This is a genomic window from Paenibacillus oralis (assembly GCF_003863965.1).
GTDB classification, from domain to species: Bacteria; Bacillota; Bacilli; order Paenibacillales; family Paenibacillaceae; genus Fontibacillus; species Fontibacillus oralis.
The window spans coordinates 780,275-791,922 of the sequence record NZ_RRCN01000001.1; the positions used below are offsets into that span (position 1 = coordinate 780,275).

The 11,648-nt window shown below is 54.6% G+C and carries 10 protein-coding genes and 1 rRNA gene (1 of these 11 cut by a window edge); 1 reads left to right on the plus strand and 10 read right to left on the minus strand.

All coding sequences use genetic code 11. The features are described from left to right. Positions 1-230: 230 nt before the first annotated feature. Positions 231-929, minus strand: a complete 699-nt coding sequence (gene ispD / locus EHV15_RS03795) for a 2-C-methyl-D-erythritol 4-phosphate cytidylyltransferase (protein ID WP_128630064.1) — start codon at positions 927-929, stop codon at positions 231-233. 73 nt (positions 930-1,002) lie between these two features. Continuing rightward, entirely contained in the window at positions 1,003-2,091 is a 1,089-nt protein-coding gene (locus tag EHV15_RS03800; RefSeq protein ID WP_128630065.1) for a PIN/TRAM domain-containing protein, read from the minus strand. A 206-nt stretch (positions 2,092-2,297) separates the two neighbouring features. Between EHV15_RS03800 and EHV15_RS03805 the strand changes: the two genes are divergently transcribed. Continuing rightward, entirely contained in the window at positions 2,298-2,693 is a 396-nt protein-coding gene (locus tag EHV15_RS03805) for a nucleoside triphosphate pyrophosphohydrolase family protein (RefSeq protein WP_128630066.1), read from the plus strand. Between the two features lie 115 nt (positions 2,694-2,808). Here the strand turns inward: EHV15_RS03805 and pssA are convergent, their stop codons facing one another. From pssA to rrf, 8 genes are all read right to left on the minus strand, one after another. Further along, on the minus strand, positions 2,809-3,537 hold the full coding sequence (pssA, locus tag EHV15_RS03810) for a CDP-diacylglycerol--serine O-phosphatidyltransferase (protein ID WP_128630067.1): 729 nt from the start codon (positions 3,535-3,537) through the stop codon (positions 2,809-2,811). A gap of 51 nt (positions 3,538-3,588) precedes the next feature. Next, positions 3,589-4,665 carry a DNA integrity scanning diadenylate cyclase DisA gene (disA, locus tag EHV15_RS03815; RefSeq protein WP_128635160.1) on the minus strand — a complete coding sequence of 359 codons (1,077 nt, stop codon included), beginning with the start codon at positions 4,663-4,665 and terminating at the stop codon, positions 3,589-3,591. Between the two features lie 13 nt (positions 4,666-4,678). Beyond that, the gene (gene radA, locus EHV15_RS03820) at positions 4,679-6,046 is read right to left on the minus strand and encodes a DNA repair protein RadA (protein WP_128630068.1); all 1,368 of its coding nucleotides are present in this window, start codon (positions 6,044-6,046) and stop codon (positions 4,679-4,681) included. A gap of 248 nt (positions 6,047-6,294) precedes the next feature. Then, positions 6,295-8,739 (minus strand): ATP-dependent protease ATP-binding subunit ClpC, encoded by a 2,445-nt coding sequence (gene clpC / locus EHV15_RS03825; protein ID WP_128630069.1) that lies wholly within the window; start codon positions 8,737-8,739, stop codon positions 6,295-6,297. Positions 8,740-8,771: 32 nt separating this feature from the next. Next, complete coding sequence (gene mcsB, locus EHV15_RS03830; RefSeq protein ID WP_128630070.1) at positions 8,772-9,830, minus strand: protein-arginine kinase McsB; 1,059 nt, start codon at positions 9,828-9,830, stop codon at positions 8,772-8,774. 12 nt (positions 9,831-9,842) lie between these two features. Further along, positions 9,843-10,367 (minus strand): protein-arginine kinase activator protein McsA, encoded by a 525-nt coding sequence (gene mcsA / locus EHV15_RS03835; protein ID WP_128630071.1) that lies wholly within the window; start codon positions 10,365-10,367, stop codon positions 9,843-9,845. Between the two features lie 93 nt (positions 10,368-10,460). Beyond that, the gene (locus tag EHV15_RS03840; RefSeq protein WP_128630072.1) at positions 10,461-10,919 is read right to left on the minus strand and encodes a CtsR family transcriptional regulator; all 459 of its coding nucleotides are present in this window, start codon (positions 10,917-10,919) and stop codon (positions 10,461-10,463) included. A gap of 637 nt (positions 10,920-11,556) precedes the next feature. After that, positions 11,557-11,648: ribosomal RNA gene (rrf, locus tag EHV15_RS03845) — 5S ribosomal RNA — on the minus strand; it runs 25 nt beyond the window's last position.

The window sequence follows — 11,648 nt, forward strand, 5'->3', positions numbered from 1 at the left end:
GCGCTATTTGTTCCAAAAACGTTGATTTCAAACTCTAACGGATGCCACGGCGCTTATTTCGCTTAAACCCGGCTTTTTTGCCCAGATTAAGGGTAAATAGCGGCGCTGACAACCGTTAGAATCTAAAAAAGGTCATTATTCGCAAAATAGCGGCTGCTGCAACCGTTAGATTTCCGGTGCCTCCGGCGCCACTTCGAAAACCTGTACTTCTGCGGAAAATCGCGAAAGTGTTAGGGCTGCTTCCTGCGGATAAACTCCGCATAGTCCAAATCTTCCGGCGTCGTAATCTTGATATTGCTGTACGCGCCTTCGACCAGCTTGACCGGCATGCCTAGCCGCTCTACCAGCATCGAATCGTCCGTGCCCGTGAAGCCCTCCCGCTCGGCCCGTTCATGCGCGGCCAGCAGATCGTCCCGCCGAAAAGCCTGCGGCGTCTGGATCGCCCATAACGCGCGGCGGTCCAGCGTCGACGCGACCCAGCCCCGGCCGTCGGCCTGCTTGATCGTATCCTTCACCGGAACGGCCAGCACGGACGCTCCGTGCTCCATGGCCGCCTCGCAGCAGGCGCTGATTTGTTCCCGCGTAACAAAAGGGCGGACGCCGTCATGCACCAGCACCCAGGGCGCGCTGATCTGCAGCAGTCCCTGGTATACCGATTGCTGACGCTCGGCGCCGCCCGGAATCACTTGCACTTGTTTGGTCATGCCGAATTCGGCAATCCAGGACCGGCAGCGGTCCACATCCTGCCCGCCGGTGACGAGCACCATTTCGGCGACCTCGGGATGGCGGTCGAACGCCTCAAGGGTATGGATGAAGATAGGCTTGTCCTCAAGCATCAAATACTGCTTGCTTTCCCGCGTTCCCATCCGGCTCCCTCGTCCCGCCGCCACCACAACCGCTCCGAAATTGCCTTTTTGCTCAGCCGCCATCGTTATCTGCCTCACCTTAGCCCAGAATAAAACGCGGGGACGTCCCCGGCGCTTTTATTCCCATCATACCGAATTACTGGGCTTTTTCCAACAGTTTTGGCTTGGCAAAAATCATCCGTCCCGCCGAAGTCTGCAGCACGCTGGTCACCAGAACCTCCGTAATCATCCCGATGTAATCGCGCCCGCCTTCAACAACGATCATCGTGCCGTCGTCCAAATAAGCCACGCCCTGTCCATGCTCCTTGCCGTCCTTGATGACTTGTACCATAATTTCCTCGCCCGGCAGCACGACCGGTTTCACGGCATTGGCAAGATCGTTGATATTCAGCACCGACACACCCTGCAGCTCGCATACCTTGTTAAGGTTAAAATCGTTGGTGACGACTTTGCCCTGCAGCACCTTGGCCAATTTGACCAGCTTGCTGTCGACCTCGGAAATCTCTTCAAAATCCCCTTCATAAATCATGACTTTAACGTCCAGCTCTTTTTGGATTTTGTTCAAAATGTCGAGTCCGCGGCGCCCCCGGTTGCGTTTGAGCAAATCCGAGGAGTCGGCGATATGCTGCAGCTCCTCCAGCACAAATTCGGGAATCACGATGGTGCCCTCAATGAACCCGGTTTTGCAAATATCCGCGATTCTCCCGTCGATAATCACGCTCGTGTCCAAAATTTTATGTTCCTTGGACCCGTGTTCATCCTCGGGGACGGTGCCCCCCCATTTTCCCGATTTCCAGAATGATGACAATTCTTCCTTTTTGGCAAGACCTACGTAAAGCCCCATGTACCCAAACAACGCCGATACGGCGAACCGGGCGAAGCTCTCCAGAGATCCAAGCCAGGTCGCAAGCGGATAGACCATTAAAGAAAGAAGAAGTCCCGCAGTCAATCCGGTCGCGCCGGCAGCCATGTCATTCATCGGAATCCGGGTCAACGCGGCGATCCACGATTTAATCCTCGCGGATACGACATTTGCAGCCAGCGAAAACAAGAACAAGAACAGCACGGCTCCAACCGCCGCCATGATCAAGCTCCCCCCCAGCGGGCTCATGCCATCGAACCAGGAACGAACCGGCTCCGGCATTACGCCCAGCAATCCGCCCTCGGTGTACCCGAACCAAGCGCCGCACAGGCCGGCTGCGATTCGTAAGTATTTTTTCAGCACGTCTCTCTTCACCTCCTGAATAACTATCTTCGTTATCCAGTATGATCCAAATTTTGGAGACGTAATCGGTTGAGGATAACTTTTTTTGGAAAACGAAAACGGCCGGTATAAAGGAGAAAGCCCATCGCTATGGGATTTCTGGTTGATAAGTGGGGAAATTGTGGCATATAATGAATTCAATTCATAAATATTGAGGTGGATGGAAAATGAGCGCACCAAGCCTTCAGTCTTTTCAAGAACAAGTATCCGATCTGTTGCTCCGTCACCGCAGTTTGCTGGATGTTTTGTCAAAAATGGGACAAACCAACGCCGCCGCCGTACGTTCCGTGACCAAGTCCGTTACCGAATGCGGCTGCATCGAGCTGCATGCCACCAAGCAGGATTTCGAGCCGGGCATGGATTTGCAGCATGCGAAAGAAACGATTGCGAAGCATGTCCATGGCGAGTTATGCGAAAACTGCAAGGAATCCATCATCAATGAGCTCGGACGCAACCTTTTCTATATGTCCGCCCTTTGCAATTTACTCGGGATTCAAATGGACGAGATCGTCGAGCGGGAATCCCAGAAATGCGCCACGTTGGGACTTTTTAATTTATCGTAAGGGGCTGTTGATGAAAATGTGCCGCTAAACGATCTACGAAATGCAAAAGTGCAGGCCAACTTAAAAAGGCACCGATCCTTCCGCCCGGCGGAGATCCATGCCTTTTTTTTCGTATTCAGTGTTTCGGCCGGTATATTTCTTCCGTTTCGTCTTCGTTTCTCCGTTTGCGGCGGAGCACTCTGCCGACATTTTGCCGCAGACCGTAGGCGGCGTACAGCAGGAGCGGAATGAAAATCAGCTTGGAAAGCTGATCCGGAAAAACCACGGCCAGCACAACGGCGATGACGACGACAATGGGCGTATAAGCGACCGCTTTTTTCGGCAGGCCGATTTTTTTGAAATTGGGATATCTGACGGTGCTGACCATCAAATAAGACAACAAGATCATAACCGCTGCGCAATAAGTCGCCGAGACATCTTCATAAAACAACGACAGGGTGGCCAGCACTCCGCCCGCCGCCGGGATCGGCAATCCGACAAAATATCCCGACGCCCCCTTTTGAACGTTGAATCTCGCTAATCTCAAGGCCCCGCACATCGGAAAAAGAGCCGTCACCACCCACGCCAAACCGGGCTGAAGTTCCTGAAAAGAGATCAAATACATAATCAATGCCGGAGCAACGCCGAATGAAATAATGTCCGATAAAGAATCGAGCTCTTTGCCGAATTCGCTTTGGGCGCCCAGCGCCCGCGCGACCCGTCCGTCCAATCCATCGAGCAGCATGGCGACGATCACCATAATGGCGGCTAAGCTATAACGCCCTTCCAGCGCCATTATGATCGCCAGCATTCCGAGCAGCATGTTCCCCAAAGTGAACATGTTCGGAATCGATTTCGTAATCATCTCTTCACCTCGAATAGATATTCCTGAACATCATTCATTGATGATAGGGATTTAAATTTGTCTGTCAATGAATACCTGTTCCTGGAGACGCTTTAGTCCTTCCTTGATCGCCCGTGCCCGGACTTCGCCGATGCCGTCCACCTCGTCGAGCTCTTCGATGCTGGCCATCATGATGTTTGGCAGCTCGTGGAACCGTTCCACCAAATTGTGAATGATCACGTTCGGCAGCCGCGGAATTTTATTCAGCACGCGGTAGCCGCGCGGGGAAATGAGTTCCTCGGACGTCGCCGCCGTAGCGGGATAACCGAGCAGCCGCGTAATATGATTGTCATCGAGCAACTCGTCATCGGTCGAACGCTTGAGGCCCAAAATAATTTCGCGGATCGCCTCATCGCTCTCTTCTTTGGCGTAGTCCTTGTACAGCAGCCAGGCTTCCTCCTCCATATTGCTGACGAGCTCCTCCATTTGCATGCTGATCAGGCGCCCCTCCGTCCCCAGTTCGTTAATGAACCGCTTGATCTCCATCTTGATGCGGATCACCATCTCCACCCGCTGAATCACGTTCACCACTTCGGGCAAAGAGACCAGCTCCTCGAATTCGGAGGCGGTCAAATTGGTCAAGGCCTGATTGAGCACCGCTCTGTATTTTTCCAAGGTTTGAATCGCCTGATTCGCTTTAGTCAAAATAACGCCGATTTCCTTAAGTGCGTACCGGATGTTTCCCTGGTACAACGTAATGATGTTGCGGCGCTGGGAGATGGAAACAACAAGCTTGCCGGTCTGTTTGGCCACCCGTTCGGCGGTGCGGTGGCGGATTCCCGTTTCCGCAGACGAAATGGAGGAATCCGGTATCAGCTGTGTGTTCGCGTACAGGATCCGCTTTAAATCTTCGCTGAGGATGATCGCCCCGTCCATTTTGGCGAGTTCGTAAAGATAGTTCGGCGAGAAATCGCAGTTGATGGAGAAGCCCCCCTCCACGACCTCCATCACCTCCGGGCTGTAGCCGACGACGATCAGTCCCCCGGTTTTGGCCCGAAGTACGTTTTCGAGCCCGTCGCGAAAGGCCGTTCCCGGAGCAACGAGCCTCAGCAATTCATTCATTTTTTCCGTTTGGGTAGTTTCTTTCATCATTCAATGCCCCCTAATCTAACGCAACAGCTAGCGCATCTGCAACGGTATTTACGCCAATCAACTCGATTCCTTGCGGTCCTTTCCATCCTTTCATGCTCTTCTCCGGCAAAATCACCCGTTTAAAGCCCAGCTTGGCCGCTTCCTTGACCCGCTGCTCGGCCCGGGACACCGCTCTTACCTCGCCGGTCAAGCCCACCTCCCCGAAAATGACGTCGTACGGCTTGGTCGGTATATCGCGGAAACTGGACGCCACGCTGACCGCGATCGCCAGATCCACCGCCGGTTCATCCAGCTTGGCGCCGCCGGCCAGATTGACGTAAGCATCCTGATTTTGCAGGAACATACCCATTCTTTTCTCAAGCACGGCGAGGATCAGGTTCATGCGCTGATGATCCACACCGGTCGCCATCCTGCGCGGGGAAGGAAAATGCGTGGCCGCGATCAAAGCCTGCAGTTCCACCAGCATCGGCCGCGTCCCCTCCATGCTGGCCACGACCGTGGAGCCGGCCACCCCAAGCGGCCGTTCCGACAGAAACAACTCCGACGGGTTGGCGACCTCGGACAGACCGGATTCATTCATCTCGAAAATGCCGATTTCGTTGGTGGAGCCAAAGCGGTTTTTGACCGCCCGCAGCAGGCGGTAAGAGTGATGCCGTTCCCCTTCAAAATAAAGCACGCAGTCGACCATATGCTCAAGCAGTCTCGGGCCGGCGATCGCGCCTTCCTTGGTCACATGGCCAACCAACACGGTGGCGATCCCCTGCCCTTTGGCGATGCGCATGAACCGGGCCGTACATTCCCGCACCTGCGACACGCTGCCCGGCGCGCTGGTCACCTCCGGCAGGTACACCGTCTGAATCGAGTCGATGACGAGAAAATCCGGCGCAACGCTTTCGATCGCCTCTTCGATACCGTCCATGCTGCTTTCGCACAAAACGAACAGTTCGGGACAAAGCGCGCCGAGGCGCTCCGCCCGTAGCTTGGTCTGGCGTACGGATTCCTCCCCCGAGATATACAATACTTTAAGCCCGGACCGGGCCAATTCATGCGACGTTTGCAGCAGCAGCGTCGATTTGCCGATTCCGGGGTCTCCGCCGACGAGCACCAGCGATCCCGGGACAACTCCCCCGCCAAGCACGCGGTTTAATTCCCCGATTCCGGTTTGAATCCGGGGTTCCTTGCCGCTCTCTATATTTATGATCGAAAGCGGCTTTTCTTTCGCATGAAATAACCCGGAATTCAGCCCTTGCGTTCTAACGGTCTTCACCGTTTCCTCCACCATCGAATTCCACGCGCCGCACCCCGGGCACTTGCCGTACCACTTGGGCGATTCGTAACCGCATTCGCCGCAAAAAAACTTTGTTTTTACTTTAACCATTTATCTCTCCTTCTCATCTACGCAAAATATGACAAATCTTGCAAATCCGGTTCCGCTGATGTATATTCAAATTTTACCATTCTTTGAGAATTCGCGTAAAGTTTTTAAGGCCTTTGCAAAAAAAGAAACTGGATGAAAAAAAGCAGCTCCAAAGCACCGCTTGGAAGCTGCCTTTTATATATTTCATCGGCTTTAACATGGTTCTTTTTTAGGCCGTACGCAAAAGTCAAGGACTTTTCAGCCTAGATTTACGCATTTTTGACAAAAGTTCCTGTACGTTTAACGGTCAATTCGCCGTTCTCTTCGTCGATCGTCAGCGAGTCGCCTTTCTTGACGTTGCCGGTTAAGAGCTCTTCGGACAGGCGGTCCTCGATGTGCTTCTGGATCGCCCGGCGCAGCGGTCGCGCCCCGTAAGCGGGATCGTAGCCCTCTTTGGCCAGGAACTCCTTCGCTTTGTCGGTCAGCGTAAAGTCAACGTCATATTCGCGCAGCCGCTTGCGCAGCTCATCGGACATAAGCGAGACGATTTGGCCGATATGCTCTTGCTCCAGCGAATGGAACACGATGATCTCGTCGATCCGGTTCAGGAACTCCGGACGGAAGCTCTTCTTCAGCTCTTCCATCACTTTGCCCTTCATGTTATCGTAATCCGCTCCCGCATCCTGCACCGCCGTGAAGCCAAGGCGCGTATTGCGCTTGATCGCTTCGGCGCCCACGTTCGAAGTCAGGATGATCAGCGTGTTGCGGAAGTCGACAACCCGGCCTTTGGAGTCGGTCAAACGGCCGTCCTCCAGCACCTGCAGCAGGATGTTGAACACTTCCGGATGGGCTTTCTCGATTTCATCGAGCAATACGACGGAATACGGTTTGCGGCGCACCTTCTCGGTCAACTGGCCGCCTTCTTCATAGCCGACGTATCCCGGAGGCGCCCCGACGAGACGGGCGGTGGAGTGTTTCTCCATGTACTCCGACATATCGATGCGGATCACCGCATTTTCGTCGCCGAACATCGCTTCGGCCAGCGCCCGGGCCAGCTCGGTTTTACCGACGCCCGTCGGACCGAGGAAGATGAACGAACCCATCGGCCGTTTCGGGTCCTTCAGGCCTGCGCGAGCCCGGCGGATCGCCCGGCTGACGGCTTTCACCGCTTCATCCTGGCCGATCACCCGTTCATGCAAAATATTCTCCATGTTGAGCAGGCGTTCCGTTTCCTCTTCCTTCAGTTTGTTGACGGGGATTCCCGTCCAGCTGGCCACGACCTGGGCGATATCCTCAGGCGTTACTTCGGAATCGGTACGGCCCTGTTTTTCTTTCCATTGGTTTTTCGTCAATTCAAGCTCTTCGCGGATTTTCTGTTCGGTGTCGCGAAGCGCCGCCGCTTTTTCGAATTCCTGGCTTTGCACGGCCGCGTCCTTCTCCTTGCGGATATCCTCGAGCCGGCTTTCCAGCTGCTTCAGATTCGGCGGTACCGTATAGGTGTTGAGCCTTACTCTGGACCCCGCTTCATCGATCAAGTCAATCGCTTTGTCCGGCAGGAAGCGGTCCTGGATATAGCGGTCGGACAGCTTGACGGCCTGATCGATCGCCTCATCGGTGATTTTCACGCGGTGATGCGCTTCGTAGCGGTCGCGCAGCCCGTGCAGGATTTGGATCGCTTCTTCCACCGACGGCTGGTCGACCGTGATCGGCTGGAAGCGCCGTTCCAGCGCGGCGTCTTTTTCGATGTACTTGCGGTACTCGTCGAGCGTCGTCGCCCCGATGCACTGCAGCTCGCCGCGGGCCAGCGCCGGCTTCAGGATGTTCGAAGCGTCGATCGCGCCTTCCGCGCCGCCAGCCCCGATCAAGGTATGCAATTCGTCGATGAACAGAATAATGTTGCCGGCCTGGCGGATTTCGTCCATGATTTTTTTCAGGCGGTCTTCAAATTCACCGCGGTATTTGGTTCCCGCTACGACGGAGCCCATATCGAGCGTCATCACGCGTTTGTCGCGCAGGGTTTCGGGAATTTCGTTGTTGATGATTTTCTGCGCCAAACCTTCGGCTATCGCCGTTTTACCAACCCCCGGTTCCCCGATCAGGACCGGATTGTTTTTCGTCCGGCGGCTGAGCACCTGAATGACCCGCTCGATTTCCTTGCTGCGGCCGATCACCGGATCCAGGTTGCCTTCCTTGGCGGAAGCCGTCAAATCGCGAGCCAAACTGTCCAGGGTCGGCGTGTTTACGTTGGTCGGCGCACCGTGGTGACTGGAGACGGCTTCGCTGCTGCCGAGCAATTGCAGCACTTGCTGACGCGCCTTGTTCAGGCTGATGCCGAGGTTGTTCAGCACGCGCGCGGCGACGCCCTCACCTTCACGAATCAGTCCGAGCAAAATATGCTCCGTGCCGACGTAAGTATGGCCAAGCTTGCGCGCTTCATCCATCGACAGTTCGATTACTTTTTTGGCGCGCGGCGTATAGGCGATATTGGTTGGCTGCTCTTGTCCGCGGCCGATCAAGGTTTCAACTTCGTCCTGGATTTTCTCCAGGCCCAGTCCGAGCCCGATCAAAGCCTTGGCGGCAATGCCTTCGCCTTCGCGAATGAGGCCGAGCAGCACATGTTCCGTGCCGATATTGTTATGTCCCAGCCTTACGGCTTCTTCCTGGGCTAAGGCCAGCACTTTCTGAGCGCGTTCCGTAAATCTTCCAAACATCATCTTCTCCTACACCTCCATAGTTAATCTACCCTTTATTTACCCACTCGTTCGCGAATGAGTTTGGCGCGGTACATATCCCGTTCTGCCGGGGACATGCTGCCGCTGAATTTCTTTTGCAAAAAACCGGGCTGCGTGAGCACGTTCAATTCATTCAGCACCTCCGTGGGGACCGAATCGATCAGTCCGAGATCCACGCCGAGCCGAACATCGGACAGCCGCTGCGCCGCTTCCTTAGAATCGATGATGGCGGCGTGCGACAAAATCCCGTAGGAGCGCATCACCCGGTCCATCATCCGAAGCCGAGATTCCCCGATCAGCTTCTCTCTGGCTGTTTTCTCATGCTGAATGATCTGCAGGACAACCCCGTATAAATTTTCTATAATCTCCGCTTCGCTTTGTCCTAGTGTAATCTGATTTGAGATTTGAAACAAGTTCCCCGTCGCTTCGCTGCCCTCGCCGTAGATGCCGCGCACCGTCAGTCCCACTTGCGACACCGCCGACAAAATCCGGTTGATCTGCTGCGTCAGCACCAATGCCGGGAGATGCATCATCACCGAAGCCCGCAGGCCGGTGCCGACATTCGTCGGGCAGCTGGTCAAGAAGCCGCGGCGGTCGTCAAAGGCGTAATCGACATGGGCTTCAAAAATATCGTCGATCGCCGTCGCCTTTTCCCAAGCCTCCTGCACCTGGAATCCCGGATACAAACATTGGATTCGCAAATGGTCCTCTTCGTTCACCATAATGCTGAGACTTTCGTCTTCGCTGATGAACACCGCCCCGTTTCTGGATTCGTTCGCCAGGTTGGGACTGATCAGATGCTTCTCCACCAATACCCGCTTGTCGAGATCGTCGAGGTCCGCAAGCAGTACTGGATGCAGCTTGCCGAAAGGCTTCAATCGCTCGTCGGACAGCACGGTTTGAAGCTGCTCCAGCACCTCTTCGGACTGCTGGTTGGTGGACAGCATCGGGAACGGCTGATGCTGCAGGTTGCGGGCGATTCTTACCCGGCTGCTGATCACGATATCCGACTGTTTGCCTTCCCGCTTCATCCACTCGCTTAGCGGCTGTTCAGTAAAACGGAGTTTTGACACCCTGCATCCCTCCTACTCTGCGGAAATGTTCTTCTCAAGCTCGCGGATCTGGTCCCGAAGCGCTGCGGCTTCCTCGAATTCTTCCTGCAGAATCCGGTACTGCAGCTCGCGGCGAAGATCGTCGAGCTTGCGCTTCACTTGAATGCGTCCGCCGGTCCGTTTCGGCACCTTCCCGACATGGACCGTGTTGCCGTGTACTCTTTTGAAAAGCGGGTCCAGGCGGTCGTTGAAATATTTGTAGCAAGAGCTGCAGCCGAAACGGCCGATTTTGCTGAACTGGGAATAGGTCATGCCGCACTCTTCACAGCGCGCGGTTTCGGGACTTTTGGTTCCGGAAACCTGGCCTTTGCTTGACGGGCTCAAATCAAGAAAACCCGACAGCAGGTTGTGGATCGAAAAACCGCCCGAGGTTCCCGGGAGCATTTCTCCCTTTTCACGGGCACAGGCTTCACATATGTGAAACTCCGTTTTTTCCCCGTTCACGATTTTGGTGAAATGCAGGGTTGCCGGGCGCTTGCCGCATTCTTGACATTGCATAGGTGTCCCTCCTTTATGGGATAGACTGCTATCCAACCTTCTCGGTGCTGAAAACCGACCTTTTTGAACATGCGCTTAATCCTAACGCTGCCCCTAACTCAACAAAGCAATCAGCATCGCTTTCATTAGTTTTGCCCGAATCTGGTCGCGGTACGGCAGTTTGATCGCCAGGACATCACGGGAGATGGCGGAACGCATCAGCGCCGCTTCCCGGCGGCTTAAAAACCGGGCTTCTTCCAGTTGATAAATAAGCCCTTCGGCCGCGGTCTGCCCGATCTCGTCCCCGATCGTGTGCTGCAGGTGGGTGTGCAGCGAAGTCGGACCCGGCAGTTCAATCCGCCGAATTCGCACGTAACCGCCGCCACCGCGCTTGCTTTCGACCAGGTACCCTTTCTCCAGCGTAAACCGTGTGCTGATCACGTAATTGATCTGCGACGGCACGCAGGAAAACTGGTCGGCAAGATCGTTACGCTGAATTTCTATCGTTCCTTCAGGACTTTCATGCAAAATACTCTTGAGATATTTTTCAATGATATCTGAGATATTACGCATTCACTCATCCTCCATTGTTCCAAACGTGAAGCTCCTAAAAACTCGTGCTGTGCTGTACTGTACTGTACTGTATACCAGCTACCAGCAGCATATGGCGCCGCCGGGCCCCTGTTGACTTTGACTTTCTTTGACTTTATTCACATTATACCATATTTTAATGATTTGCCAAGAGGGCTTCCCCAATCAATTTCAGTGTGATCGACCGGAGGCAAAAATATTCGTGCTGCAGGAGGTATCAAAACAGCAAAAAGCACGATTTACGGCCTGTCAGCCTTGTAATCGTGCTTTTTCGACATTTTAGCGACACGAGGCCTCCCCCTTCGCCCTCCCGGCCCCCTGTAACCCCGCCTAACGGACTGAAATGACCTTATCCGCTCATTTCCCGGGTATTTCCCGTTCTAACGGACACAGGCGACCCTATTTCGCTCTAAACCCGTTCATCCAGGCCGATTTGAGATAAATAAGGTCATCTGTGTCCGTTACATTTTGCAAACCTCCGTTTTCCCTCAAATAACGGCTCTGGTGTCCCTTAGCCGCCAGGTCCTTCTTCTCCTCCCCTCTCTACCTACGATTTGCCCTCTACCATGCCGGATATTAAAAAAACACCGCCGAGTTATCGGCGGTGCTCTTCTATCTTGCTTGGCGGCGTCCTACTCTCCCAGGACCCTTCGGTCCAAGTACCATCGGCGCTGGAGGGCTTAACGGCCGTGTTCGGGATGGGTACGCGTG